This is a genomic window from Nocardioides sp. P5_E3, assembly GCF_054049275.1.
In genome coordinates this window covers 97,579-123,497 of record NZ_JBFUMR010000007.1, presented here as the reverse complement: position 1 = coordinate 123,497, position 25,919 = coordinate 97,579, and the positions used below count along the sequence as shown (strand labels likewise).

Sequence of the window (25,919 nt, the reverse complement as noted above, 5' to 3'; positions counted from 1 at the left end):
CTCAGCCGCGCTCGCGGAGGTAGCGCCCGAAGTGGGGGACGGTGAAGGCGATCCGGCCCCTCTCCCCGGAGTAGACGAGGCCCTTCTTCAGCAGCGAGTCGCGGGCCGGGGAGAGCGACTGGGGCTTCTTGCCGAGGGACGCGGCCACGTCGGAGCTGGGGACGGAGTCCTCGTCGCCGCCGGCACCCGCCTGGGTCAGCGCGACGTCGGCCATCGCCATCAGGTAGTCGCGCTCCCCCGGCGTCGCGCGCTCGTAGCGTGAGCCGAAGAAGCCGACGGCGAGCTCGGACTCGGCCTCGGGCGCGGCGACGGCGAAGTCGGCGGCGGTGATCGGCGAGCGGGGCGCGAGGTCCCACACGGCCTTGCCGTAGGCCTGGATGAAGTAGGGGTAGCCGCCGGTGGCGTCGTACATCGCGGCGAGTGCGTCGGCCTCGTACGCGGCGTCCTCGTCCGCGGCGGGCGCCTCCAGCGCGCGGTCGGCGGCCTCGCGGGAGAGCCGGTCGATGCGCTGGTAGCGGAAGAGCCGCTCGCTGTAGGACTTGCTCGCGCTCAGCACGGCGGGCAGGTGCGGGAGGCCGGCGCCGACGACGATGACGGGCAGGCCCGACTGGCTGAGCTCGTGGCAGGCGGCGCACAGCGCGGACACGTCGTCGGGGCCGAGGTCCTGCATCTCGTCGATGAAGATGCCGATGCCCTTGCCGACGTCGGCGGCGAGTCCGCCGAGGTCGGTGAACAGCTCGACGAGGTCGATCTCGATGTCGCCGGAGTCGGCGCGACCGCGGACGGCGGCGGCGTCGATGCCGGGGCTCCACTGGTCCTTGAGCTTGGCCCCCGCGCCGGAGTCGCGGTGCGCGAAGGACTTGATGACACCGAGGACGTGGTCGACCGAGTCCTCGTCGCGGTGCCCGAGCTCGCGCACCGCCTGGTGCAGCGCGCTGCTCAACGGACGGCGGAGCCCCTGGCCGGGTCGGGCCTCGAGCTTGCCGGTCCCCCAGCCCTTGCGCACGGCCGCACCCCGCAGCGCGTTGAGCAGGACGGTCTTGCCGACGCCACGCAGCCCGGTGAGCACGAGGCTGCGCTCGGGACGGCCGTTGGCGACCCGCTCCAGGACGACGCCGAACGCGGCGAGCTGCTCGTCGCGGCCGGCGAGCTCGGGCGGGCGCTGCCCGGCGCCGGGGGCATAGGGGTTCCGGATCGGGTCCACGATCAGACCCTATTCAGCAATCTAGACGGCATCCTAGATTGCCGGATAGTCGGCGAGTCACCGCAACGGTGGAAACATCGGAGTCGTGACCGACTCGTCGTTGCCGCCCGCCCAGACGATCTCCTACCCCGCCGAGCCGCGGAGCTCCTCCCGCTACGCGCAGGAGCGGGTGGACCCGCACGTCATCGTCCTGTTCGGTGCCACGGGTGACCTCGCCCGGCGCAAGCTCCTCCCGGGCATGGCCCACCTGGTGCTCTCCGACCTCGCCCCCGACATCCGCATCGTCGGCACCTCGCTGGAGGAGATGGACGACGCCGCGTTCCGGGCCTTCGCCTGCGAGGCGGTCGAGCAGTTCGGCCTCCACGAGCTCACCCCCGAGCAGTGGGACACCTTCGACGGCAACCTGTCCTACGTCCCGCAGTCCGCCGGCCCCGAGGCGCTGGCCACCGCGGTCGCGCGCGCGGAGGACGCGCTCGGTGCGGGCGTACGCCGCCTGCACTACCTGTCGGTGCCGCCGAAGGCCGCGCTGCCTGTCATCGAGATGCTCGGCGACGCCGACCTCGTCAGCCGCTCGCGGGTGGTGATGGAGAAGCCGTTCGGCACCGACCTCGGAAGCGCGATCGACCTCAACGCCAAGGTGCACGAGACCTTCCACGAGTCGCAGGTCTTCCGCATCGACCACTTCCTCGGCAAGGAGGCGGCGCAGAACATCCTCGCCTTCCGCTTCGCCAACGGGCTCTTCGAGCCGATCTGGAACCGCAACTTCATCGACCACGTGCAGATCGACATCCCCGAGACGCTCGGGCTAGACCAGCGCGCCAACTTCTACGAGTCGACCGGTGCCTACAAGGACATGGTCGTCACCCATCTGTTCCAAGTGCTCGCGTTCGTCGCCATGGAGCCACCCACCGCGCTCGAGCCGCGGGCGATCTCGGAGGAGAAGAACAAGGTCTTCCGCTCGCTCCTGCCCATCGAGCCCCGCCACGTGGTGCGCGGCCAGTTCACCGGCTACACCTCATCCCCTGGCGTCTCACCCGACTCCGACACCGAGACCTTCATCGCGCTGGAGGCGCGCCTCGACAACTGGCGCTGGGCGGGCGTGCCGTTCTACCTGCGTACCGGCAAGCAGATGGCCGAGGGCAAGAGGATCATCTCGGTCGCGTTCCGCGAGGCGCCGCGCTCGATGTTCCCGCCGAACTCCGGCGTCGGCTCGGCCGGTCCCGACCACCTCACGTTCGACCTCGCGGACGAGTCGAAGGTGTCGCTGTCCTTCTACGGCAAGCGGCCCGGGCCGGGGATGCGCCTGCAGAAGCTGTCGATGCAGTTCTCCACCGAGGAGACCGAGGCCAGGGGCGACGTCCTGGAGGCCTACGAGCGACTCATCCTCGACGCGATGCGCGGCGACCACACGCTGTTCACGACCGCCGAGGGCATCGAGTCGTTGTGGGACCGGTCCCGGGCGCTGCTCGACGACCCGCCGCCGGTGAAGCCGTACGCCCCCGGCACGTGGGGACCCAACGCCATCCACCAGCTCGTGGCGCCCCACGCCTGGCGGCTGCCATTCGAGCGGGAGTGGCGGGCGAAGAAGTGAGGCCCGGCCTGTTGCCTAGCCGGCTTCGCTCGGCCGGTCGAGCCGCTCGACGCGCTCGCGGGCGGCGTCGTAGGCCTCGTCGAGCCCACGCCGCAGCAGTGCGATGAGGTCGGGCACCTCGTCGGCACCGAGCCGGAAGGTGCCGGCGCAGACGTTGTCGCGCCACAGCGACAGCACCACCAGCTGCTGGTCGTGGTGCCAGGTCACGCGCAGCGACCGGTCCTCACCGCGGGGGTCGAGGAAGACCGCTCCGGTGCGAGGAAGGTGCTGACGGGCCATGTCCTATTGTGACCCGCCCCACAAGTTCCTGCCTAGACTCTGATCCGTGCCCGAGCTGCCCGAGGTCGAAGCCCTCGCCCAGGACCTGCGCGGTCGCCTGGTGGGTCGGGCGATCAGCCGCATCGACCTGGCCGCCTTCAGCGCGCTCAAGACCTTCGACCCGCCGCTGCACGCCCTCCACGGGACGCTCGTCGACAACGTCACCCGGCACGGCAAGTTCCTGGACATCGACGCGAGCGGGGTGCACCTCGTCATCCACCTCGCCCGGGCCGGCTGGATCCGGTGGCGGGACGAGGTGCCGGCGCTGCCGGCCAAGCCCAGCACCAAGAACCCCCTCGCCGCCCGCATCGTCATCGACGACCCCGACCTCGAGACCCGACCCGGCCTCGACGTCACCGAGGCCGGCACCCGCAAGGGCCTCGCGATCTACGTCGTCCGCGACCCGCAGGAGGTCGAGGGCATCGCCCGGCTCGGCCCCGACCCGCTCTCCGACGACTTCACGCGCGAGGTGCTCCAGCAGATCCTCGAGCGCGAGGGGCGCAAGCAGATCAAGGGCGTGCTGCGGATGCAGTCGATCGTCGCCGGCATCGGCAACGCCTACTCAGACGAGATCCTCCACGCCGCGCGGATGTCGCCGTTCAAGCCCTCCAACAGCCTCGACGAGGCCGACCTGCAGACGCTGTACGACGCCGTGCGCACGACGCTGGGCGACGCGGTCCAGCGCTCGAGCGGGCTCGCCGCCAGCGAGCTGAAGGGCGAGAAGAAGAGCAACCTCGCCGTGCACGGGCGCACCGGCCAGAAGTGCCCGGTGTGCGGCGACGTGGTGCGCGAGGTGTCGTTCGCGGACTCCAGCCTGCAGTACTGCGCGACGTGCCAGACGGGCGGGAAGCCGCTGGCCGACCGGCGGATGTCCAAGCTGCTGAAGTAGCTGCCGACCCGAGCCGGACACGACGGAGGCGCCGGCTGGGCTCACCCCCGTGACAGCCCGGCCAGCGCCTCGTACGTCAAGCCTACCCTGACAACGCGGCTGATTTCACGCAGTGGCGCCCTTGTCGCCCGACGACCGGCGCGAGAACCGCTCCCACGCCGCCTGGCGCGAGACCCCGAGCGCGCGCCCGATCTCCGCCCACGAGATGTTGCGGCTGCGGAGCAGGTCGACCCACTCGTGGGCGAACGCGGTGTTCTGCTCCGCAGACGCGAGGATCTGCGGCAGCGTCGCCAGCAGCTCGGCGTCGTCCATCCGCTCCCACGGGAACGGCCCGCGGACCGCCGCGTAGGTGGCCTCGTCGTGGAGGATGCCGTGGAAGTCGTCGACGCACCGCTCGCACACCTGGGCGCCCAGGCCGCCGATCAGGCGCAGCTCGGTGCCCGGTCCTCCGGGTTCGCCACAGAAGGAGCAGATCCTGCCCTCGCGCGTGATCGCCATTGGCGCGTCCTCCCTCTGCAGCACCGCCCGCCATCGTACGTCGCCGACTGGCGCCGCGCCGGGGAGGCGCGGCGCTCCGTCAGTTGGTCGACTCGGGGATCTCCGGCAGCTCCGGCATCTCCATGTCGTCCATCGGGTTGCCACAGGTGTCGGTGAGGTAGGTGCCGAAGGCCTCGGCCTGCTTCTTCTCCTCCGCCGACGCGTCGGCGCCGCCCTTCTCGAGGTCCTCGAGGTTGTCCATCGAGAAGTCCGAGGCGTCGATCTCCTTGGCCTGGTCGACGACCGACTCGAATCCCTTGCGCGCGTCGTCGGAGATGTCCTCGGGCGTGCCGACCTCCTCCATCCGCGACCCCCAGTCCTTGACCGCCTTGGCCATGTCCTGGTCGCTGGGCAGCTCGGCGGTGCTCAGGTCCTCGGGCATCAGGTCGGACATCAGGCTGTTGGCCGCATCGCAGAAGCCGTCCTTGCTCGCGTCGCTCGGGGCGCCGCCGCCTCCTCCGCAGGCCGAGGTGACGGTGCCGACCAGCAGCACGGCGCTGGTCAGGGTCAAGCGGGCACGGATGGTCATGGGATCCCCCTCTGGTGGGACGCGTCCCCCGTCGGGACCACGTCGCGATCGCGCCTACCCTCCCGTGAGGCGTCCCTAGTCGTCCACTCGGAAGGGATCCGGCAGCGGCACGTCGAGGCTGCGCCTGAGCGAGTCGAGGTAGTCCGCGCGCGGACGTCGTACGACACCCAGCGACTCGAGGTGGGGGGTCTGCCACTGCACGTCGAGCAGCCTCCGGTCGGCGTACCGGTCGTTGAGGAGATCGACGAGCGCCAGCAGCGCGACCTTCGAGGCGTCGCGCTCGCGGTGGAACATCGACTCCCCAGCGAAGAGCCCGCCGACGCTCACGCCGTAGAGCCCGCCCGCGAGCCGGTCGTCGCGCCAGGCCTCGACGGAGTGGGCCCACCCGAGGCGGTGCAGGCGGCCGTAGGCGTGCCGGAACTCCGGCGTGATCCAGCCGTCGGCCCGGTCCGGGCTGCCGCACGCGCCGACGACCTCGTCGAAGACGGTGTCGATGCGGATCTCGAACTCGCGCGCGGAACGCCGCAGCGACCGGGACACCCGCAGCCCGTCGAGCGGCAGCACGCCCCGCTCCACGGGGGAGAACCAGCCGAGGTGCTCCTCGCCGTCGAGGGTCACCGGCATCGGGAACAGGCCCAGCCCGTAGGCGGTGACCAGCGTGCCCGGCTCCAGGTCGGCGCCCAGCGCGACGAGGTCGTCGTCGGGGTCCCACGTCGAGCACGCCGGGAAGGCCCAGGGCGTCGGAGCGGGGGCGATGGGCACCCTTCGCACGCTAGCGAACAACCCAACCGCCCGGGACCGCCGTCTCCGGTCCGACCTTCCTCGGATCCAAGGGCGGGGGATCTCGCCCGGGCGCCCGTACGATCGGTGGCATGGGCCTGAAGGAGACCGTCGAGCGACAGCTCGCCCCGCGGATCACCGAGATCGCACCCACCCTGACCGGCGGGTTCGTGCGCGAGGCGCTCAACCGTGCGATCGACGGCGTGGGCCCGCTCGCCCCGGCCGCGCAGGCGGCCGACAAGCAGCTGCACGAGCAGCGCGGCAACGTCGAGCGGGCGATCCACGAGGTGATCGAGAACAACGTCCGGATCGCCGGCGCGCAGGGCTTCGCCACCAACGTCGGCGGCATGATCACCATGGCGGTGATGATCCCAGCCAACGTCACCGGCCTCGCGATCATCCAGTGCCGGATGGTCGCCGGCATCGCCCACCTCCGCGGTCACGACCTCGCCGACCCGCGCGTCCGCAACGCCATCCTCTCCCTCCTGCTGGGCGAGGAGCAGGTGCACGAGCTCGTCAAGAAGCGCAAGCTGCCCAGCACGCCGATGGCGATCGCCACGGCCCCGGTCCACGACCCGACCATCGACCGGGTGATCTCTGCGGTCGTCGCGACCGACATCGTCGCGCGGGTCGCCGGCAAGCGGCTGGCGACCACCCTCGGCCGGAAGATCCCCGTGGTGGGCGGCGTGGTCGGCATGGGTGCCGACGGCTACGCGACCTGGCGCGTCGGTCGCTTCGCCGACCGCGAGATGCTGCCGCGTCGGCGGTAGTCCTGGCCTCGACCCGTCACCGGGAGGCCCGGGGTCAGTCCTTGTGCCCGCGCAGTCGCCGGTAGGCGTCGAGCGAGCCCCTGCCGGCGGGGCTGTTCTCGAGGGTCGTGACCACCTTGCGCCGGGCGCGGTAGGCCGGGGTCGCACGCGCCCGGTCGAGCTCCTCGCGAGCCTCGCGCACCTCGCCGTGCAGCCGATCCTCCACCGCCCGCAGCCGCGCAGCCTCCACGAGCAGCGCGCTGATCGCGTCGAGGGCGGGCGGCAGCAGCTCGTCCGCCGTCGCGGAGTCCGGGTCGGCGAAGGTGCCGGCGTCGGGCCCGAGCAGGTCGTCGAGCGAGCCGGCGACGTCGTACCCCCGCGCGGCGAGCACCTCGATCCAGCGCTCCGACAGCTCGCGTGCCCAGGCGTGGTCCTCGGGCGCGAGGCCGAGCCGTGCGGACGCCACGCTGCGCGACAGCGTCTGGTGGGCCAGCGTCTCGCGGACCAGGGGTCGGTAGTCGGGGGGCGCGATGATCGAGGTCACCCGCTCGTTGATGGTGCGCAGGAGCGAGGTCTCCGGGACGCCGAGGGACGGGTTCTCGCGCTCGGCGGTCAGGTCGAGGGGCAGCCCGTCGAGCCCGAAGGTCCGGGAGAACCGGCGCCACAGCTCGCCGCGGTCGGCGCCGGGCGGGGGCAGCGTCACCAGGTGCACGCGCTCGGGCGGCAGCGAGGAGCCCCACCGCTCGAGGATGTCGGGGATCTCCTGCACCGCCCAGAACCACGAGCCGATGCGGGAGTCGCGGGCCGGGTCGCGGATGGTGCGCAGGAACTTGGCGTACGTGATGTGGCTGCGGTGCTTGACGTTCTCCTGCCACTCGGCGGGGATCTGGCGCACCAGGTCGCGCACCGACAGCACGAGGTGCACCTCGGCGTCGCCGAGGGAGGCGAGTGCCCGCTCGACCTGCGTCGGCGTGGCCCGGGCGAAGATCTCGTGGCTCACGATCGAGGTGCCGTGCCAGTCCCGCACCTCGGCGGCGAGCCGGTCCCAGGCACCTACGGCCTCGGTCTCGATGCCGCCCCACGGCAGCGTCATCAGGTCGAGCGCGGCGAGGAAGTGCGCGTCGAACCGGTCGGCGGGGTAGAGGATGTCGTGCTCGCGCAGCACGGGCTGGTTGCGGAAGAGGACGTCCTGGAGGTAGGACGTGCCCGTCTTCGGGCAGCCCACGTGCAGCAGCACTCGTCTGCTCACTGCTCCGCCCTCCTCTCCCGGCCCGTGCGCCAGCCCGGGTCGACGATCATCCGGATCGCCAGGTCCAGCACCTGCTGGCCGTCCACCCCCGCCTGCCCGGCCGGCCGGGACGGGCCGGGTCGGTCCGCCGCGGCGCGCGGCGCGAGGTCGGCGAGGTCGCCGACGACAGGGTAGCCAGCGCGGGTCAGTCGCCGCTCCATGCGTGCCGCGGACGTCGCGACCCACTCGTGCTCCGCTGCGGGTACGACGACGGGCGCGACGCCGCTGTCGGGCATCCGGGTCTGCAGCGTCCGCATCAGCGCGGGCCGCTCGGCGACCGGGACCCGGATGCCGACGACGGCCGAGATCCGTCTGGCCAGCTCGGCCTGGTCGGCGCCGGGCACCTGCACCGGCGGCAGCCGGCGGACCCCGAGGTGCTCGGGCAGCCGGTCGAGGTCGGTGACGATCCGGACGAACGGCCGACGCCCGCCCCAGCGGCGTACGGAGTCGTCGAGGTCCACACGGGCCGGCAGCTGGTCGCGCTCGCGCCAGAAGCGCAGCCAGTCGCCCCACGGCCGGCTGCCGTGCTCGAAGCAGCGCTGCGTCCAGGTGTGGGCGAGCAGGTCGTCGAGCGGGCCGCCGACCGCCACGACGAAGGGGCGCGGGCCGCCCTCGGGACGACCGCGGCCCAGCAGGTGCTCGCGGGCGGCGGTGGCGACGACCGGGTCGCCGACGAGCCGGAAGCGTCGCCGCCACGGCCGCGGCATCCCCCGGCGCACCGGGTCCGGTCCGAGCGCGACGAGGYCGTCGGCGAGCAGCGTGCTCGCGACCCGGAGCAGCTCGTGGGCGTCGACCGAGGAGGGGTCGACGGGCCGCGCGCCGAAACCGGTGGTCCCGGCGCCGATCAGGGGGAGGTCGGCCTTGCCACGACCGGCGGCGGGCGCGGCGAGCACCCGGTCCGCGAGTCGAGTGCGCTCGCGGTCGTCATCGCCGCGGGGCCGCGCACTCGACGGCCGGGCGAGGTTGATGCGGCGCAGGAGCTCGAGCTGCTGGGCCCCGGGCAGCGCGCGACCCGCCGGCTCGTCGCCGGCACCGGGGTCGGTCCACTCCAGCCACGGCGTCGTACCCCCGGAACGGAGGTGGGCGACCCAGCCGTGCACCGATGCCGCCGGTCGGGTGGCGCTCGAGGGGGCGGTCACCGGTCCCGCAGCCGACGGGCGGTGCCGCGGAGCCGGCCGGCGACCGTGTCGGTCGAGGCCCGGCTGGCGGCCTCCTGCGTCATCTCGGACAACGCGTCGAGGGCGGCTCCGAGCTCGAGCTTGGCGCGCACCCGGTCCGGGTCCTTCCACTTCTCGTCCTCGGCGGGGCGGCGCGGGCGGAGGTCGTCCACGTCACCGACCACGTCGATGCCGCTGCTCTTGATCCAGTCGATCCAGACCTCGCCCTCCTGCTCGGCGAAGTCGAAGCGGTGGGGTGGGAGGCGGACGGGCACGGCGTCGCGGGCGACCAGCACCTCCTGGGCGAGCAGCTCGCGGATGAGGGCGTCGTACACGGGGTCACGCCACACGCCCAGCTCGAGGCGCCGGTTGAGCTTGCGCAGCAGCGAGGTCTCCGCGATCCCCAGCGACCGGTTGTCGCGCTCGGAGTCGAGCGGCGCCCACGCCGGGTCGATCCGGAACGCCCGGCAGAAACGCAGCCACAGCTCGTCGCCGTTGGGCCCCCGGTCGTGCGGCACCGTGACCACGTGGAGCCGCTCGGGCGGGAGCTTGGCGCCCCACGCGCCCAGGACGGCGGGCAGGTCGAACGCCTGCCGGAAGAAGAACGACGTGCCCGACTCGTAGCGGTCGAGGAAGCGACGGAAGGGCCACTTGCGGCCTTGCTTGATCGACTCCTGCCACGCCGCGGGCAGCTGGCGGCCGAGGTCGCGCGCGGAGTAGACGATGTGCACCTCGTTGCCGGCGAGGTCGTTGAGCGCCTTGGCGATCTTGTCGGGCTTGGCGCCGGCGAGGATCTCGTGGCTGATCACCACGTTGTCCTGCGCGCGGTCGACGCGTCGGACCATCGCGTCCCAGGCGCCCTTGGCGTGCCCGGGTCGGCCGCCCCAGTCCTGGTCGAGCAGGTCGAGCGCGGCCCGGAAGTGGAACATGTCCGAGCGTCCCGAACGCGTCGCCGGGACGGTGACCCCGTGGCGGCCCAGCGCGGCGGTGTTGAGCCGCAGCCGGTCCTGCATGTAGGTGGTGCCGGTCTTCGGGGCGCCGATGTGCAGGTGGACGACGCGGCTCATGTCGCTGATTGTGCCCGAGCCGGGTGGTCCACCGGGAAACGGATGGCTCGCGACCCGCCGGACGACCGCATCGCGGTGGACTAGCCGGGGGTCCCGAGGGCGCGTACGACGGCGCTGGGGCTGGGGCGGCCGAGCTGCGCGGCCATCCACGTGCTGGTCGCCACCATGGCGTCGAGGTCGACGCCGTGCTCGATCCCGAGGCCGGTCAGCATCCACACCAGGTCCTCGGTGGCGAGGTTGCCGGTGGCCGACTTCGCGTAGGGGCAGCCGCCGAGCCCGCCGGCGCTGGCGTCGAAGGTGGTGATGCCTGCCTGCAGCGACGAGAAGGTGTTGGCGAGCGCCTGCCCGTAGGTGTCGTGGAAGTGCATGGCGAGCCGGTCGGTGCCGACGCCCGCGTCGGCGAACGCCGCGACGAGCGCCGTGACGTGGCCCGCGGTCGCGACGCCGATCGTGTCGCCGAGGCTGAGCTGGCTCGCGCCGAGGTCGAGCAGCCGGGTCCCGGCGGTGACGACCTGCTCGATCGGGACGGCGCCCTCCCAGGGGTCGCCGAAGCACATCGAGACGTAGGCCCGCACGTCGAGACCGGCCTCCCGGGCGCGCGCCACGGTCGGCTCGAACATCGTGAACTGCTCGTCGAAGGTGCGGTTGAGGTTCTTGCCGGCGAAGGTCTCCGTCGCGCTGCCGAAGATCGCCACGTGCCGCAGGCCCAGCTCGAGGGCCCGGTCGAGGCCACGCTCGTTGGGCACGAGCACCGGGAGGTCGCGCCCCTCGTCGCCGAGCTCGGTCATCAGCTCGGCGGCGTCGGCGAGCTGCGGCACCCAGCGGGGGTGCACGAAGCTGGTCGCCTCCACGATCGGGAGGCCGGCCGCGACGAGGCGTCGTACGAACTCGGCCTTGACCGCCACCGGGACGATCGCCTGCTCGTTCTGCAGGCCGTCGCGGGGACCCACCTCGTAGATCATCACGCGCTCGGGAAGGCCGTCCGCGCGGACGGTCATCGGCAGGTCGTTCATGTGGACTCCTCCACCGTGAACAGCACGGCGCCGAGCTTGACGAGGTCGCCGGTGGTCGCACCGACCGTGGTGACCGTGCCGGCGAAGGGCGCCTTGAGCGCGAGCTCCATCTTCATCGCCTCCATCACCCCCAGCGTCTCACCCTCTGCCACGTCCTGGCCCTCGGTGACGTTGACCGCCAGCACCGTGCCGGGCATCGGCGCGAGCAGGGTGCCGTCGCCGGCTGCCACCGCGTGGTCGCCGAACGGGTCGGGCCGTTCCCACGCCCACCGCTGGCCGCGGTGCACGACGTCGACGGCGCCGCGCTGGACGTTGAGCACCGCGTGCTCGGGACGCCCGTCGACGAGGAGGTGGACGGTGTGGTCGGCGGCGGAGACCAGGCGTACGTCGTGCGTGGCGCCGGCGTGGGTGACCTGCCCGCGGTGCCGGTCGACCACCACCAGGTCGTCGCCGAGGACCACCGTGTCCGGGGCCGGGTCGGCTCCCATCCGCCAGCCGTCGGCCCGCCACGGGCCGGGGCTGCTCGCCGGGGCGGGCATGGTGTCGAGCAGCACCTCGGTCCAGGCGGCGAACACGCGCGACAGGGCCGGGTCGGGCGCCGGCACCTCGTTGCGGTCCAGCCAGGCGGTGTCGATCGTCGCCCCGCGGAAGTCGTCGGACGACACCAGCGCGCGCAGGAAGCCCGTGTTGGTGGTGATGCCCAGGATGGCGGTCTCACCGAGGGCGCCGGCCAGGACGTCGATCGCCTCGTCGCGGGTCGCCGCCCAGGCGATGACCTTGCCGAGCATCGGGTCGTAGGAGGTGCTGACCTCCTGCTCGGGCTCCAGGGCGTGGTCGACACGGACGCCGTCACCGGACGCCCACCTCACGATGGACGTGCGGCCGGCCTGGGGCAGGAAGCCGTTGAAGGAGTCCTCGGCGTAGACGCGGGCCTCGATCGCGTGGCCCTCGAGCGTGATGTCTCCCTGAGCGATGCCGAGCGGCTCGCCGGTCGCGACGCGGAGCTGGAGCTCGACGAGGTCGACCCGCTCGTCGCGGACCCGCACGACCTCCTCGGTGACCGGGTGCTCGACCTGGAGGCGGGTGTTCATCTCGAGGAAGAAGAACTCCCCGGTTGCGTTGTCGAGCAGGAACTCGACCGTGCCGGCGCCGGTGTAGCCGCACTGCTCGGCCAGCGCCACGGCCGACGACGTGATCGCCGCGCGCTGCTCCTCGCTGATCGTCGGGGCGGGCGCCTCCTCCAGCACCTTCTGGTGACGGCGCTGGGTGGAGCAGTCGCGCTCGAAGAAGTGGAGCACCGTGCCGTGGGTGTCGCCCATGACCTGCACCTCGATGTGGCGGCCGGACTCGACGTACTTCTCGACCAGGATCGTGTCGTCGCCGAACGAGGACCGCGCCTCGCGCTGCGCCGCGGCGAAGGCCTCGTCGTAGTCGCCCGCGCTCCGCACGACGCGCATCCCCTTGCCGCCGCCACCGGCGGCAGCCTTGACCAGCACGGGGTAGGAGAAGGTGGCCGGGTCGACGGCGTCGGAACCGGTGAGGGAGTACGACGGCACGACCGGCACCCCGGCCGCCACCGCGACCTCCCGGGCAGCGTCCTTGCGCCCCATCGCGTCCATCACGTCGCCCGACGGCCCGACCAGCGTGATGCCCGCCTCGGCGAGCGCGCGCGCGAACGGCGCCCGCTCGGACAGGAAGCCGTAGCCCGGGTGCACGTAGCCCGCGCCCGACTCGCGAGCGGCCGCGACGACGGCGGCGACGTCGAGGTAGGACTCCACCCGCACCACCCGGTCCGCCCCACGGGTGTGCGGGGCACCGGCGTCGAGGTCGGTGTGGATCGCGACGGTCCGCCACCCCAGGCGCTGCGCCGTGCGCATGACCCGCAGGGCGATCTCGCCGCGATTGGCTATCAGTAGCGTTCTCATGAGTTCTTTCCCATCAAGGGGTTTCGACGCGCCCGCTGCGACCTCGTGCCTCGGCCGCAGGGCTTGCTCAACCTGGTCGCGCCCACGCGACGCGCTCGTTCCTCGCTCGTCACTGCGCGCCTCACATCCGGAAGATGCCGTAGGACGGCTCGGGGATGGGGGTGTACGACGTTGCAGCGAGGGCCATGCCCAGCACCCGCCGGGTGTCGGCGGGGTCGATGACGCCGTCGTCCCACAGCCGGGCGCTGGCGTAGTAGGGCGAGCCCTGGGTCTCGTACTGCTCGCGGATCGGGGCCTTGAACGCCTCGACCGCGGCGTCGTCCTCGAGGTCGGTGCGGACGGTGGCGAGCACCGAGGCGGCCTGCTCGCCACCCATCACGGAGATGCGCGCGTTGGGCCACATCCACAGGAAGCGCGGGTCGTAGGCACGCCCGCACATGCCGTAGTTGCCGGCCCCGAAGGAGCCGCCGATGACGACGGTGAACTTCGGCACGACACTGCACGCGACCGCGGTGACGAGCTTGGCGCCGTCGCGGGCGATGCCCTTGTTCTCGTACTCGCGACCAACCATGAAGCCGGTGATGTTCTGCAGGAACACCAGCGGGATCCCGCGCTGGTTGCACAGCTCGATGAAGTGGGCGCCCTTGAGCGCCGACTCGCTGAACAGGATGCCGTTGTTGGCGACGATCCCGACCTCGTAACCGTCGATCCGCGCGAACCCGCACACCAACGTGTCGCCGTAGAGCTTCTTGAACTCGTGGAACCGGCTGCCGTCGACGAGGCGGCGGATCACCTCGCGCACGTCGTACGGCGTGCGGGTGTCGGTGGGCACCACGTCGTAGAGCGACTCCGCCGGCTCGTGCGGCTCCTCGACCTCCGCGCGCGGCGCCCGGGCCGGGGTCGCGGCAGGCAGGGTGTCGACGATCGAGCGGACGATCGCCAGCGCATGCGCGTCGTCCTCGGCGAGGTGGTCGACCACCCCCGAGGTGCGGGCGTGCACGTCACCGCCGCCGAGGTCCTCGGCCGTGACGACCTCACCGGTCGCGGCCTTCACCAGCGGCGGGCCGCCGAGGAAGATCGTGCCCTGGTTGCGCACGATGACCGTCTCGTCGGACATCGCCGGCACGTAGGCGCCGCCGGCCGTGCACGAGCCCATCACGCTCGCGATCTGCGGGATCCCGGCCGCGGACAGGTTGGCCTGGTTGAAGAAGATCCGGCCGAAGTGCTCGCGGTCGGGGAACACCTCGTCCTGCAGCGGCAGGAACGCGCCGCCGGAGTCCACGAGGTAGAGGCACGGCAGGTGGTTCTCCGCAGCGATGGTCTGCGCGCGCAGGTGCTTCTTGACCGTCATCGGGTAGTAGGTGCCGCCCTTGACCGTCGCGTCGTTGGCCACGATCACGCACTCACGACCCGACACGCGCCCGATGCCGGCCACGACGCCGGCGGACGGGACCGCGTAGTCGTCCCCGTCGGCGGACCCGCTGCCGTACATGCCGTACGCCGCCAGCGGCGCGAGCTCGAGGAACGGGCTCCCCGGGTCGAGCAGCCTGTCCACGCGGTCGCGGACCAGCAGCTTGCCGCGGTCGGTGTGCTTCTTCCGCGCGCTCTCCGACCCGCCCTGGCGGACCCGGGCCAGCCGGGAACGCAGGTCGTCGACGAGGTCGCGCATGGTGGGGGTCGCCCCTGCCGTCGGGGTCTGGTGCTCGGACACCCCGTCAGGTTAGCGATCGTTAACCTGCGGTGTCCATCGACGACTACGGCGCGAACTCCCCGCGCAGGACCGTCCCGCGTCCCGGGCTGGTGTCGAGGGTGAGCCGGCCGCCGGCCGCGGCGACCCGCGCCTCCATCCCCAGGAGTCCCCCAGCGTCCACCGCGTCGCGGTCGAACCCGCGGCCGTCGTCACTGACAGTGAACGACAGGTGCGGGCGACCGCGCAGGGTCACGTGCACCTCGGTGGCCCCGGAGTGCTTGGCGGCGTTGGTCAGCGCCTCGAGGATGCAGAAGTACGCCGCGGCCTCGACCTGCGGGTCCGTCCGCTCGACGTCGGCGACGTCCAGCGTCACCGGCACCGCCGAGCGTCGTGCCGTCGACTGCAGGGCGGCGACCAGACCGCGCTCGGTGAGCAGCGGCGGGTAGATGCCGCGGGCCAGCTCGCGCAGCTCGGTGACGATCTCCCGGTTGTCGGCGGCCAGCTGGTCGAGCAGGTCGGCCGCCGACTCGTGCCGCCCGGCCTTCAGCTCCTTGCGGGCCCGCTCGATGGTCACGCTCGAGGCCAGCAGCCGCTGCTGGGCGCCGTCGTGCAGGTCGCGCTCCAGGCTGCGCCGGGCGGCGTCGGCCACCTCGACGACCCGGCGCCGCGACTCGACGAGCTCGGCCGACTGGCCCTGGAGGCGGGCGTAGGCGCTGCGCACCAGGAACACCACGACCAGCACGCCGGCAGGCAGGGACGCGGCGATCACCACGGCGTTCACCCACCACTCCTCGTCGACCGCCTCCGTACGACGCCACTCGGCGAGGGCGGCCACGCCCGCGCTGCCGGCCACCGCGACGACACTGAGCACCTGGATCCACCGCCGCCCCAGGTAGGCGAAGCCCACCAGCAGCGGCACCATCGTCAGCAGCGCGGTCAGCGGGCTGAGGTTGGGCGTGGCCCACGTGCCCCCGACGGCGAAGAGGAGGGCGGACAGCGTGAGTCCCACGATCGCCGCCGGCGCGCCGTAGCGCCGGCACAGCGGCGGGGTGACGAGCATCAGCACGATCGACACGGCCATCACGCCGAGGTCGACCTCCACCGAGGTGTGCCGGAAGCCGAGGACGTACGCCGATGCGAGCAGCAGCGTGGCGGTGGTCAGCGCGATCAGGTTGATCCGCATCAGCCAGCGCAGCGCGGGATCCAGGGCGTCCCAGCCCGCCAGGATCCCCCTCACCGGGTGGAGCTCATCGACTCGTCCATCCGCCCCCGCCTCGTCGGCCCGTCATCGGAGGGGCGAGACGCCGCCACCGACACCAGCCTCGCTGAGGAAGACCAGCGTGGCCGCGACCCGGCGGTGCACCGGTGCGTCGGAGGGCAGGTCGAGCTTGGTCAGGATCGAGTTGATGTGCTTCTCGACGGCGCGGTCGGTGACGACGAGCTCGCCCGCGATGGCGGCGTTGGTCATCCCGCGCGCGACCATGCCCAGCACCTCGAGCTCGCGCGGGGTCAGCCGGTCGAGCACCGAGTCGTGGCGGCGGGTGCCGGTCGCGACGAGCGCGTCGACCACGATCTGGTCGATGACCGAGCCCCCGGCGGCCACCGTGCGCAGGGCGGCCACGAGCTCGTCGACGTCGGCCACCCGCTCCTTGAGCAGGTAGCCGCGGCCGTCGCTGCCCTCGCGCACCAGGTCCAGGGCGTACTCGACGTCGGTGTACTGCGTGAGCGCCACCACCCCGATCCCCGGGTGGGTGCGCCGCAGCTCACCGGCCGCCCGGATGCCCTCGTCGGTGAAGTCGGGAGGCATCCGGATGTCGGTCAGCACCACGTCGGGACGGTGCTCCTCGACCGCGGCGAGCAGCTCGGGCAGGTTCGTCGCCGTCGCCACGACCTCGATGTCGTCGTCGCCGTCGCCGTCGAGCAACGCCATCACGCCCGCCCGGAGCAGGTCGCCGTCCTCGGCGAGGACGACGCGGATGCGGGACATGCGCGCACTGTAACCACGACCTTGCCGGGCGTCGGTAGGGCTGGCACCACCCGACGCGTGGCGCCGTACACCTTCGGCCCATGAATCCGTCGTCGTGACACGCCGTCACGACGGTTCCTTTGCTGGATGGTGGTGCTGGCACCACTCACTCCCAGGGGTGTAGCGCATACGATCTACGATGAAAGTCGGGTGCACGGATCGGGGGATCAGTGGGCCGCTGCCGGGGTGCGGCCCACTGCAGCACCAGACGTACGGGGAGGCACGAATGATTCCGCTGGCAGTCTCGGAGGCGCCAGAGCGCCTCATGCCGCTCCCCGGGCCACGGGCTGCGTGGGGGTTAGCAGGCACTAACCTCGGCGTCGTGACTCCCCGCCGCCAGCAGATCCTCGACATCGCGGCCGACCTCTTCGCCTCGCGGGGGTTCCACGGTGTCTCGGTCGCCGAGCTCGGCGCGGCGTGCGGCGTCTCCGGCCCCGCGCTCTACAAGCACTTCCAGTCCAAGGACGCGATGCTCGCCGAGATGCTCGTGACCATCAGCGAGACGCTCCTCGCCGAGGGACGCTCGCGGGTCGCGGCCGCCGACGGCCCGCGCGAGGCGCTCGAGGCGCTCGTCGAGTGGCACATCGAGTTCGCCCTCGAGCACCAGGCGCTGATCGTGGTCCAGGACCGTGACTGGAGCAGCCTGCCCGACGAGGCCCGCGAACGGGTCCGCGCCCTGCAGCGCGCCTACGTCGACGAGTGGGCCGCGCAGATCCGCCGCCACGACGCCACCCTCAGCCCGGAGGCCTCGCGCACCCGCGCCCACGTCCTCTTCGGCCTGCTCAACTCCACGCCGCACAGCGGCCGGCTGCCCGACCCGCAGATGCACGACGTGCTGCGCGACATGGCCCACGGAGCCCTCGGGCTCTCCTGAGCCGCGCCGGTCACCAGGCGTCGAACGGGCTCTCCAGACGCAGGAGCCGGGCGGCGCGCACGGCGGCGTCCTCGGCGACGACCAGGTCGTCGACGTCGTCGGGCCCGCTGGGGGTTGAGTCTCCCGGAGACTCAGCGTCCAGCGGCGCCTCGCCCGCCGGCGGCCGGACCAGCCGGTGGAGGTCGCGCAGCACCCGCTCTCGCGCGAGCCCGCGCAGGTGGATCAGGACGAACGGATCGGCCTGGATGAGCCAGGCCAGCTGGGTGAGCACCGCCAGCGCGTGCGGGCACGGGTCGAGCCAGGCGTCGCACGAGCAGGCCGAGCCCAGCTCGCCCCCGTAGGGCAACAGCTCGACGCCCGCCTCCTCCACCGCCTCGACGAACGAGTGCGGCAGCTGGCCGGCGAGCAGCGCGCCGATCCGCCCCGACTCGGCCGCGACCAGCTCGACGAACGCCGCGGCGTCGGCCGCGTCGAGCACCGGGACGGTGACCTCGACGGTGAAGGCGTCCTGACCGTCGCTGACGGCCGCCACCGCGCCGCCCTCGCTGACCGTGATCGCGCCGACCGCCCCTGCCCGGGCGAGCCGCCGGCCGACGCGGAGGTCCTTCTCCCCGAAGGCGGCCTCCTCGACCGCCCGGAGCACCGCCTTGCTCCACCAGGTGCCGGACCCACCGCCGCGGCGGGCAGGGAGCCGTGGGTGGGTGGTCGCCGATGCCTCGGGGGTGATCATCGTCGCAGCTCGACAAGGTCGCGGAGCTCGCTGTCGGACAGCTCGGTGAGCGCCGTCTCGCCGCGCGACAGCACGGAGTCGGCCAGCGAGCGCTTGCGGGCGAGCAGCTCGGCGATCTTCTCCTCGATCGTCCCCTGGGTGATGAACCGGTGGACCTGCACCGGCCGGGTCTGGCCGATCCGGTAGGCCCGGTCGGTCGCCTGGTCCTCGACGGCGGGGTTCCACCAGCGGTCGAGGTGGATCACGTGGTCGGCGCGGGTCAGGTTGAGCCCGGTGCCGCCGGCCTTGAGCGAGAGCAGGAAGACCGGGGTCTCGCCCGCCTGGAAGCGGGCGACCATGGCGTCGCGCTCGCGCACCGGGGTGCCGCCGTGCAGGAACTGGTGCGGGACCCCCGCGGCGGCGAGGTGGCGCTCGAGGAGCCGAGCCATGGCGACGTACTGGGTGAACACGAGGACGGCACCGTCCTCGGCCATGACCGTGCCGACGAGCTCGTCGAGGAGCTCGATCTTCTCCGAGCGCCCGCGGAGCTTGGGGTTGGGCTGGCGGAGGAAGTGGGCGGGGTGGTTGCAGATCTGCTTGAGGCCGGTGAGCAGCTTGAGCACCAGGCCGCGGCGGGTCTCCTCGTCGGCCTCCTCGATGCGACGCATCGACTCGCGCACGAGCGTCTCGTAGAGGACGACCTGCTCGCGGGTCAGGCCGAGGAGGTGGTCGGTCTCGGTCTTGGGCGGCAGCTCCGGAGCGACCCCGGGATCGGACTTGCGCCGCCGCAGCAGGAACGGGCCGATGAGGTCGGCGAACTGCCGGGCCTTGGTGGGCTCGAGCCCCGACTCGATGGGGCCGGCCCAGACCTTGCGGAAGGCGTTGCGGCTGCCGAGCAGACCGGGCACGGCCCAGTCGAGGATCGACCAGAGCTCGGTGAGGTCGTTCTCCACCGGGGTGCCGGTCAGCGCCACGCGGGCGGTGCCCGGGATGGTGCGCAGCGCCCGGGCCGCGGCCGATCGCGAGTTCTTGATGTGCTGGGCCTCGTCGGCGACGACCAGGTCCCACGACACCTCGCCGAGGAGGGCCGCGTCGTTGCGCATCGTGCCGTAGGTCGTGAGCACGAAGCCGCCGGTGACGCCGTCGAGGTCGCGCGCGCTGCCGTGGTGACGGCGTACGGCGACGCCCGGCGCGAAGCGACGGATCTCGGCCTCCCAGTTGCCGAGCAGCGACGCCGGGCAGACGACGAGGGTCGGCCCGCCACCGCGGTGCAGGTGGAGAGCTATCAGCGTGATCGTCTTGCCGAGCCCCATGTCGTCGGCCAGGCAGGCGCCGAGGCCGAGCCCCGTGAGCTCGGCCAGCCAGGACAGCCCGCGGCGCTGGTAGTCGCGGAGCTCGGCCCGCAACGCGGTCGGGACCTCGACGAGCTCGCCCGACGCGGCCTCGCGCACGCGGTCGCGCACCGTCAGGAGGCTCGCCCCGACGACCGCCTCGTAGGGAGAGTCCTCGATGTCGACGACCCCGGTGAGCGTCGCTGCCAGCGCCTGGACCGGGGTGACGGTGCGGATCAGCCGCTTGCGGGCGCGCTTGATCACCGCGGAGTCGACCGCGACCCAGTTGTCGCGCAGCTTGATGATCGGGCTGGTGGTGCGGGCCAGCTCGTCCATCTCCTCGTCGCTCAGCTCCTCGCCGTGCAACGAGAGCTGCCACTCGAAGCCGAACAGCGCCTGCGGCCCGAAGAGGCCGTCCTGCAGGGGCTCCTCGCGGGTGCCGGCCGGGGAACGTCGGCCCAGCTCGACCCGCTGGGTGACCTCGCGGTCGAGGTACTTCGGCCACATGACCGGATGGCCCGCCTCGGTCAGCGCCGCGGCGCCACCGTCGAGGAGCGAGAGGATCTCGTCGGAGTCGAGGGTGATCTCGTCGGGGACCCGCAGGTCGAGCAGCCGGTCGAGGACCGGCCAGGCGTCGGCCGCGGAGCGCAGCGCGATGGCGGCGTGGGTGCGCGCCCGCTCGCCGAAGCCGTGGCCCGCCTCCGGACCGGACTCGGCCCACAGCTCGGAGGCGTCGGCGAGGTGGGCGGGGTTGTCGACGGCGTGGACCTGCAGCACCAGGCGTACGTCGCCGGCGACCAGCTCCTCCTCGTCGGCCTCGACGCGGAACGAGATGGACACCAGGTGCGGTCGGTCGTCGCGTCCGCGCGCACGGATGCGGGCGATCCGCTGCTGCAGCTGGTCGCTGAACGCGTCGGGGCTGCGCGGCTCCGACGGCGGGAAAGCGACGGGCGTCGGGCCGCGGTGGCGCGAACGCCCCGGGGTGGTGCGGGGCATGGTGTCGACCACGGCGTCGAGCAGCCCGCGGACCATGCCCTCGGCGGTCGCTTCGTCGAAGCCGTCCCAGGCCCGGGAGCGCGCCAGCTCGGCGATGCGGCGCTCGTCGGCGGCGTCGAGCCCCGCGACCTGCCAGTGCCGACCCTCGGGGTCGGGGGCGAAGCGGCCCGAGGCGACCAGCTGGAGGCCCATCAGCGCAGCCCCGGCGAGCAGCGCGACCGAGGGATGCACGTCGGCCTGGTCGCGGACCTTGCCGAGCACCGGCAACGCGCCGCGGATCGGCATCACGATGGTGCGGCGCTCGTCGGTGAACTCGACCGAGCCCTCCCGGGGCGGCTCCCCCACCAGCAACCTGGCGGGACCGGTGACCGGGACAAAACTCATGCACGTACTCGCTTCGCTCCGTGCGCGCATGAGGCACGAGTCGCACGGCGCTGAATGATTCGCTCGCTCCGCTCGCTCATGCGCACCCCTCCTGGCTCGCTCGGCAGCGGGCACAGGGACGGTAACGCCTCGGACCGACACGGAGTTCCCGGGCGACTACGGTCGTGCGTCATGGACACCCCCGCCGACACCCCCGCCGACCTCCCGGTCGACGTCCCCGCGCTGCTCGCCGCGCACCCCGTGATCGACGGCCACAACGACCTCCTGTGGGAGGCGCGCGAGCAGGCGGCGTACGACTTCGCCCGCCTCGACGTCGGTGCGGGCGGCACCGCGACCCACACCGACCTGCCGCGCATGCGCGCGGGCGGGATGGGCGCCCAGTTCTGGTCGGTCTACGTGCCGACCCGGCTGACCGGGGACGACGCGGTCAGCGCCACCCTCGAGCAGGTCGACGCCGCGCGCCTGCTCACCGAGCGGTACGCCGGCCAGCTGGCGTGGGCGACGACCGCCGACGAGGTCGAGGAGGCCTGGGCCGCGGACCGGATCGCCTCGCTCGCCGGCGCGGAGGGCGGGCACTCGATCAACAGCTCCCTCGGCACGCTCCGCCAGCTGCACGCGCTCGGGGTGCGCTACCTGACGCTGACCCACAACGCGAACACTCCCTGGGCCGACTCGGCCACCGACCGGCTGGTCGCGGGCGGGCTGACGGCGTTCGGCCGCGAGGTCGTGCGGGAGATGAACCGGGTCGGGATGATGGTCGACCTGTCCCACGTCTCGGCCGACACGATGCGCGACGCGCTCACGGTCGCCGAGGCGCCGGTGATCTTCAGCCACAGCTCGGCACGGGCGGTGACCGACAGCCCGCGCAACGCCCCCGACGACGTGCTGGAGGCGATGGCTCGCGGCGGGGGCGTGTGCATGGTGACCTTTGTGCCCAAGTTCGTGAACGCCGCCTGCGCCGACGCCCACCGCGAGCTCGTGGCGGCAGCGGCGCAGGAGGGCATCGCCGAGGCGGACGGCGTACGGTTCGGGGCCTTCGAGCGGACCTGGTCGCTCGACCATCCCCAGCCGCGGGCCACGCTCGCCGACGTGGTGGCGCACTGCGAGCACGTGCGCGAGGTCGCCGGGATCGACCACATCGGCCTCGGCGGCGACTACGACGGGGTCGAGACCCTCCCTGACGGGCTCGAGGACGTCTCGACCTATCCCGCCCTGCTGGGGGTGCTGGCCGGGCGCGGGTGGTCGGCCGACGACCTCGCCCGGCTCACCTGCCGCAACACCCTGCGCGTGCTGCGCGACGTCGAGGCGGTGGCCGCGGACCTGCAGTCCGTGCGCGGCCCCAGCCTGGCCCGGATCGAGGACCTGGACGGCGTACCCGCTGTCCCGAGGCCCCTCCACCCGTGAGGGTGACGCAGGCCACCGCGAAAACGATTACTCCGTTGTCGGACGCAACCAATACCGTTGGCGGGTGACCGACACCCAGACCCAGCCCAGCGCCACCCAGCCGGAGCACTCCGACAAGCTCGACAAGGGCGTCCTGATGGTGGCCGGCGTGGTCGTCCTGGGGGCGATCATGTCGATCCTCGACATCACCGTCGTCTCCGTCGCGCTCAACACCTTCCAGGAAGAGTTCAACGCCACGGCCGCCGAGGTCGCCTGGACGATGACCGCCTACACGCTGGCTCTCGCCAGCGTGATCCCGCTGACCGGCTGGGCCGCGGACCGCTTCGGCACGAAGCGCCTCTACCTCCTCGCGGTCGCGCTCTTCACCGCCGGCTCCGTGCTCTGCGCGGCGGCGACCTCGCTCGAGATGCTGGTCCTCTTCCGGGTCCTGCAGGGTCTCGGCGGCGGCATGCTGATGCCGCTCGGCATGACGATCCTGACCCGGGCCGCCGGTCCGGAGCGGGTCGGTCGTGTGATGGCCGTGCTCGGCATCCCGATGCTCCTCGGCCCGATCTTCGGCCCCATCCTCGGTGGCGCGCTGATCGAGAGCGCCTCGTGGCACTGGATCTTCCTGATCAACCTGCCGATCGGCATCGCCGCGATCGTCTACGCCTGGATCGTGCTGCCCAAGGACAACGTCGAGCCGTCGGAGACCTTCGACTGGCTGGGCATGCTGCTGCTCTCCCCGGGTCTCGCCGCGTTCCTCTTCGGCGTCAGCTCCATCCCCGAGGAGGGCACCGCGATGGCCCCCAAGGTGCTGGTCCCGATGATCCTGGGTGCCGTCCTGATCGCCGCGTTCGTGCCGTGGGCGCTGGCCAAGCGCAACATCCACCCGCTGGTGGAGCTGCGGCTGTTCCAGAACCGCAACCTGACGGTCGCGATCATCGCGATGACGCTCTTCGCGATCGCGTTCTTCGGCGCCTCGCTGCTGTTCCCGCTCTACTTCATCCAGGTGCGCGGCGAGGGCACGCTCGCCACCGGCTGGCTGCTGGCCCCGCAGGGCGTCGGCGCGATGATCACCATGCCGATCGCCGGCATCCTGGCCGACAAGATCGGCCCCGGCAAGATCGTCCTCGTCGGCATCACCGTGATCACCGTCGGCATGGCGATGTTCACCCAGATCGGCGCCGACACGTCCTACGTCTACATCCTCGGCGCGCTCTTCATCATGGGTCTCGGCATGGGCGGCACGATGATGCCGATCATGACCGCCGCGCTCGCGACGCTGACCGCGCACAACGTGGCCCGCGGCTCGACGCTGCTCAACATCACCCAGCAGGTGGCGGCCTCCATCGGCACCGCGCTCTTCTCGGTGATCCTGACCAACGAGATCACGGGCAGCAAGTCCGCCCAGGCCTACCTGGCGGCCCAGTCGGCCGATGGCGATCCCTCGGCCCTCACCGCGCTGGCGGCGAAGTTCGGACTGCCGCTCGACCAGTTCCAGGCGGTGCTCGCCTCGGGCCAGGTAGCTCTCGCCGACGCGTTCGGCACGGTCTTCATCGTCGCCACGATCCTGGTTGCCTGCTGCCTCATCCCGGCCGCCTTCCTGCCCCGCAAGAAGGTCGCCCCGGTCGACCCGACCGCGATGATGGTTCACTGACCCGACGTCCTACGTCGTCCGCGGCCCGTCCTCCTGCTCGGAGGGCGGGCCGCTGTCGTACCCGGCGGGTCAGAATGGTGTCGAGGAGATTCGTGGAGGCTGTCGATCTCGCGGGGTCGGCGGCGACGAGGTGGTGACCGAGCCCCGAGAGGCGGGGCCGAGACAGAGAGGCACGACCATGAAGTACGTCCTGATGTACACCTCCCGCCCCGACCTGGCCGGGGAGACCGACACCGAGGCCGCGCAGGCGATCTACAAGCGGGTCTACGAGTGGTTCGGCGAGAACGCCGGCGTGATGGCCGACTCCGGCGCGGAGCTGCTCGGCGTCGAGACCGCCACCACCGTCAAGCACGGCGCGGACGGCGCGGTCGTCGTCGACGGCCCGTTCAACGAGGCCAAGGAGGTCATCGGCGGGTTCAGCGTCATCGACGTGGCCGACATGGACGCCGCGATCGCGGTGGTGAAGAGCTGGCCGATGCTCGACCTGCCGGGCGTGGCGGTGGAGATCCGGCCGATGGTCGAGGACTACTCCCACATGGAGGGATGACGAGCCGGCGGCCGACCACCACGGACGACCTCCTCGCGCGGACCCTGCGCGAGGAGGCCGGCCCGCTGGTGGCCCGGCTCTCACGCCGGTTCGGCGACTTCGACCTGGCCGAGGAGTCGGTGCAGGGAGCGGTCGTCGAGGCACTGACGTCGTGGCGTCGCGACGGTCCCCCGCAGCGACCCGGCGCCTGGCTCCAGGTCGCCGCGACCCGCAACGCGATGGACGGCATGCGGTACCGCGACCGCCAGCGGGCGCTCGCCGCGCGGGCCGACGTACCGACCACCGACGAGGCCGGCGAGGGGACCGACGACCGGCTCGCGCTGCTCTTCGCCTGCTGCCACCCCGCGCTCTCACCCGACGCCCGGCTGGCGCTCACCCTGCGTGCGGTCGTGGGCCTCACCACCCCGCAGATCGCGCGCGCGTTCGTCGTCCACGAGTCGACGCTCGCCCAGCGCATCGTCCGCGCGAAGCGGAAGATCGTCTCCGTCGGCATCGCCCTGACCGTCCCCACGCAGGCGGACCTCACGTCGCGGCTCGACGACGTGCTGGCGGTGGTCTACGTCATGTTCAACGAGGGCTTCGTCTCGTCGACCGGGCCAACACAGGACCGGGACCTCGCGGCCGACGCGGTCTGGCTCGCGGACGTCATCGCCGCGTCGCTACCGGACGAGGCCGAGGCGTGGGGGCTCGCCGGCCTGCTCACCATCCAGCACGCCCGCAGCCGGGCGCGGTTCGCCGAGGGTGACCTGGTGCTGCTCCGCGACCAGGACCGGAGCCTGTGGGACCACGACGCGATCGCCGCGGGTGAGCGGCTGATCGAGCGCGCCGCCTCGCTCCGGCGGACCGGGCGCTACCAGCTGCAAGCCGCGATCGCCGCAGTGCACGCGACCGGCGCGAGCTGGGCCGCTACCGACTGGCTCCAGATCTCCCTGCTCTACGACGAGCTCGCTCGCCACGACCCGTCGCCCGTCGTACGCCTCAACCAGGTCGTCGCGCACGCGCAGGTCGTCGGCCCCGTCGACGCCCTCTCCCGCCTCGAGGGGCTCGCCGAACCGCTCGGGGAGTACCACCTCTTCCACGCCACTCGCGCCGAGCTCCTCACCGCCGTCGGTCGCGATGACGAGGCAGCGGTGGCGAACCGGCGCGCGCTCGAGCTGACGACGAACGACGCCGAACGGCGGCTGCTGGCCACGCGACTCCACCGACGCCCGCTCGACGACGGATCCTGACGACCGCGCGACATCTGAGGAGGTGGCGGACCGACCTCGCGCC

At 72.5% G+C, this 25,919-nt stretch carries 23 protein-coding genes; 8 read left to right on the top strand and 15 right to left on the bottom strand.

Translation table 11 applies throughout. The annotated features are described in order from the left end of the window. Nucleotide 1: 1 nt before the first annotated feature. Entirely contained in the window at nucleotides 2–1,204 is a 1,203-nt protein-coding gene (locus ACXJKB_RS06130) for an ATP-binding protein (RefSeq protein WP_457186416.1), read from the bottom strand. A gap of 85 nt (nucleotides 1,205–1,289) precedes the next feature. On the opposite strand from ACXJKB_RS06130, the gene zwf reads away from it, so the two are divergent. Continuing rightward, nucleotides 1,290–2,795, top strand: coding sequence for a glucose-6-phosphate dehydrogenase (gene zwf, locus ACXJKB_RS06125; RefSeq protein WP_457186414.1), 1,506 nt, complete (start codon nucleotides 1,290–1,292; stop codon nucleotides 2,793–2,795). A 15-nt stretch (nucleotides 2,796–2,810) separates the two neighbouring features. On the opposite strand, the gene ACXJKB_RS06120 is transcribed toward zwf, so the two are convergent. After that, nucleotides 2,811–3,074, bottom strand: a complete 264-nt coding sequence (locus tag ACXJKB_RS06120) for a hypothetical protein (RefSeq protein WP_457186412.1) — start codon at nucleotides 3,072–3,074, stop codon at nucleotides 2,811–2,813. 46 nt (nucleotides 3,075–3,120) lie between these two features. Here ACXJKB_RS06120 and ACXJKB_RS06115 point away from each other — a divergent pair, with 46 nt between their 5' ends. Next, nucleotides 3,121–4,002, top strand: coding sequence for an Fpg/Nei family DNA glycosylase (locus tag ACXJKB_RS06115; protein ID WP_457186410.1), 882 nt, complete (start codon nucleotides 3,121–3,123; stop codon nucleotides 4,000–4,002). 105 nt (nucleotides 4,003–4,107) lie between these two features. On the opposite strand, the gene ACXJKB_RS06110 is transcribed toward ACXJKB_RS06115, so the two are convergent. The 3 genes from ACXJKB_RS06110 to aat form a co-directional block, all read right to left on the bottom strand. Next, nucleotides 4,108–4,500 carry a ClpX C4-type zinc finger protein gene (locus tag ACXJKB_RS06110; protein WP_300053908.1) on the bottom strand — a complete coding sequence of 131 codons (393 nt, stop codon included), beginning with the start codon at nucleotides 4,498–4,500 and terminating at the stop codon, nucleotides 4,108–4,110. 79 nt (nucleotides 4,501–4,579) lie between these two features. Beyond that, on the bottom strand, nucleotides 4,580–5,068 hold the full coding sequence (locus ACXJKB_RS06105; RefSeq protein WP_457186408.1) for a hypothetical protein: 489 nt from the start codon (nucleotides 5,066–5,068) through the stop codon (nucleotides 4,580–4,582). Between the two features lie 75 nt (nucleotides 5,069–5,143). Continuing rightward, complete coding sequence (gene aat / locus ACXJKB_RS06100) at nucleotides 5,144–5,830, bottom strand: leucyl/phenylalanyl-tRNA--protein transferase (RefSeq protein ID WP_457186406.1); 687 nt, start codon at nucleotides 5,828–5,830, stop codon at nucleotides 5,144–5,146. A gap of 110 nt (nucleotides 5,831–5,940) precedes the next feature. Here aat and ACXJKB_RS06095 point away from each other — a divergent pair, with 110 nt between their 5' ends. After that, nucleotides 5,941–6,618 carry an EcsC family protein gene (locus ACXJKB_RS06095; protein ID WP_457186404.1) on the top strand — a complete coding sequence of 226 codons (678 nt, stop codon included), beginning with the start codon at nucleotides 5,941–5,943 and terminating at the stop codon, nucleotides 6,616–6,618. 34 nt (nucleotides 6,619–6,652) lie between these two features. On the opposite strand, the gene ACXJKB_RS06090 is transcribed toward ACXJKB_RS06095, so the two are convergent. The 8 genes from ACXJKB_RS06090 to ACXJKB_RS06055 all read right to left on the bottom strand — a co-directional run bounded on the left by ACXJKB_RS06090 (nucleotide 6,653) and on the right by ACXJKB_RS06055 (nucleotide 16,724). Then, nucleotides 6,653–7,846 (bottom strand): hypothetical protein, encoded by a 1,194-nt coding sequence (locus tag ACXJKB_RS06090; protein WP_457186402.1) that lies wholly within the window; start codon nucleotides 7,844–7,846, stop codon nucleotides 6,653–6,655. Further along, nucleotides 7,843–9,024 (bottom strand): hypothetical protein, encoded by a 1,182-nt coding sequence (locus tag ACXJKB_RS06085; protein ID WP_457186400.1) that lies wholly within the window; start codon nucleotides 9,022–9,024, stop codon nucleotides 7,843–7,845. Before ACXJKB_RS06085 ends, ACXJKB_RS06090 begins: the two co-directional genes overlap by 4 nt. Beyond that, complete coding sequence (locus ACXJKB_RS06080; protein WP_457186398.1) at nucleotides 9,021–10,109, bottom strand: hypothetical protein; 1,089 nt, start codon at nucleotides 10,107–10,109, stop codon at nucleotides 9,021–9,023. The genes ACXJKB_RS06085 and ACXJKB_RS06080 overlap by 4 nt, the downstream gene beginning before the upstream one ends. A gap of 80 nt (nucleotides 10,110–10,189) precedes the next feature. After that, nucleotides 10,190–11,122: a hydroxymethylglutaryl-CoA lyase gene (locus ACXJKB_RS06075; protein ID WP_457186396.1), complete on the bottom strand. Its 933-nt coding sequence runs from the start codon at nucleotides 11,120–11,122 to the stop codon at nucleotides 10,190–10,192. Next, on the bottom strand, nucleotides 11,119–13,047 hold the full coding sequence (locus ACXJKB_RS06070; RefSeq protein WP_457186394.1) for an ATP-binding protein: 1,929 nt from the start codon (nucleotides 13,045–13,047) through the stop codon (nucleotides 11,119–11,121). The genes ACXJKB_RS06075 and ACXJKB_RS06070 overlap by 4 nt, the downstream gene beginning before the upstream one ends. A gap of 121 nt (nucleotides 13,048–13,168) precedes the next feature. After that, nucleotides 13,169–14,758, bottom strand: coding sequence for a carboxyl transferase domain-containing protein (locus tag ACXJKB_RS06065; RefSeq protein ID WP_457186392.1), 1,590 nt, complete (start codon nucleotides 14,756–14,758; stop codon nucleotides 13,169–13,171). 43 nt (nucleotides 14,759–14,801) lie between these two features. Further along, on the bottom strand, nucleotides 14,802–15,974 hold the full coding sequence (locus tag ACXJKB_RS06060) for a sensor histidine kinase (protein WP_457186390.1): 1,173 nt from the start codon (nucleotides 15,972–15,974) through the stop codon (nucleotides 14,802–14,804). A gap of 48 nt (nucleotides 15,975–16,022) precedes the next feature. Next, nucleotides 16,023–16,724 carry a response regulator transcription factor gene (locus ACXJKB_RS06055; RefSeq protein ID WP_457186388.1) on the bottom strand — a complete coding sequence of 234 codons (702 nt, stop codon included), beginning with the start codon at nucleotides 16,722–16,724 and terminating at the stop codon, nucleotides 16,023–16,025. A 361-nt stretch (nucleotides 16,725–17,085) separates the two neighbouring features. Between ACXJKB_RS06055 and ACXJKB_RS06050 the strand changes: the two genes are divergently transcribed. After that, complete coding sequence (locus tag ACXJKB_RS06050) at nucleotides 17,086–17,637, top strand: SACE_7040 family transcriptional regulator (protein WP_457186386.1); 552 nt, start codon at nucleotides 17,086–17,088, stop codon at nucleotides 17,635–17,637. Between the two features lie 10 nt (nucleotides 17,638–17,647). Here the strand turns inward: ACXJKB_RS06050 and ACXJKB_RS06045 are convergent, their stop codons facing one another. Together ACXJKB_RS06045 and ACXJKB_RS06040 are read right to left on the bottom strand one after the other, a co-directional pair. After that, a complete protein-coding gene (locus tag ACXJKB_RS06045; protein ID WP_457186384.1) occupies nucleotides 17,648–18,367 on the bottom strand; it encodes an SWIM zinc finger family protein in 720 nt (239 codons plus the stop codon). Further along, on the bottom strand, nucleotides 18,364–21,057 hold the full coding sequence (locus ACXJKB_RS06040) for a DEAD/DEAH box helicase (RefSeq protein ID WP_457186382.1): 2,694 nt from the start codon (nucleotides 21,055–21,057) through the stop codon (nucleotides 18,364–18,366). The genes ACXJKB_RS06045 and ACXJKB_RS06040 overlap by 4 nt, the downstream gene beginning before the upstream one ends. A 171-nt stretch (nucleotides 21,058–21,228) precedes the next feature. On the opposite strand from ACXJKB_RS06040, the gene ACXJKB_RS06035 reads away from it, so the two are divergent. From ACXJKB_RS06035 to ACXJKB_RS06020, 4 genes are all read left to right on the top strand, one after another. Continuing rightward, nucleotides 21,229–22,461 (top strand): dipeptidase, encoded by a 1,233-nt coding sequence (locus tag ACXJKB_RS06035; RefSeq protein WP_457186380.1) that lies wholly within the window; start codon nucleotides 21,229–21,231, stop codon nucleotides 22,459–22,461. Between the two features lie 64 nt (nucleotides 22,462–22,525). Beyond that, nucleotides 22,526–24,100, top strand: a complete 1,575-nt coding sequence (locus ACXJKB_RS06030; protein WP_457186378.1) for a DHA2 family efflux MFS transporter permease subunit — start codon at nucleotides 22,526–22,528, stop codon at nucleotides 24,098–24,100. Between the two features lie 178 nt (nucleotides 24,101–24,278). Next, a complete protein-coding gene (locus ACXJKB_RS06025) occupies nucleotides 24,279–24,647 on the top strand; it encodes a YciI family protein (RefSeq protein ID WP_457186376.1) in 369 nt (122 codons plus the stop codon). Beyond that, nucleotides 24,644–25,876, top strand: a complete 1,233-nt coding sequence (locus tag ACXJKB_RS06020; protein ID WP_457186374.1) for an RNA polymerase sigma factor — start codon at nucleotides 24,644–24,646, stop codon at nucleotides 25,874–25,876. The genes ACXJKB_RS06025 and ACXJKB_RS06020 overlap by 4 nt, the downstream gene beginning before the upstream one ends. The last annotated feature ends 43 nt before the right edge of the window (nucleotides 25,877–25,919 follow it).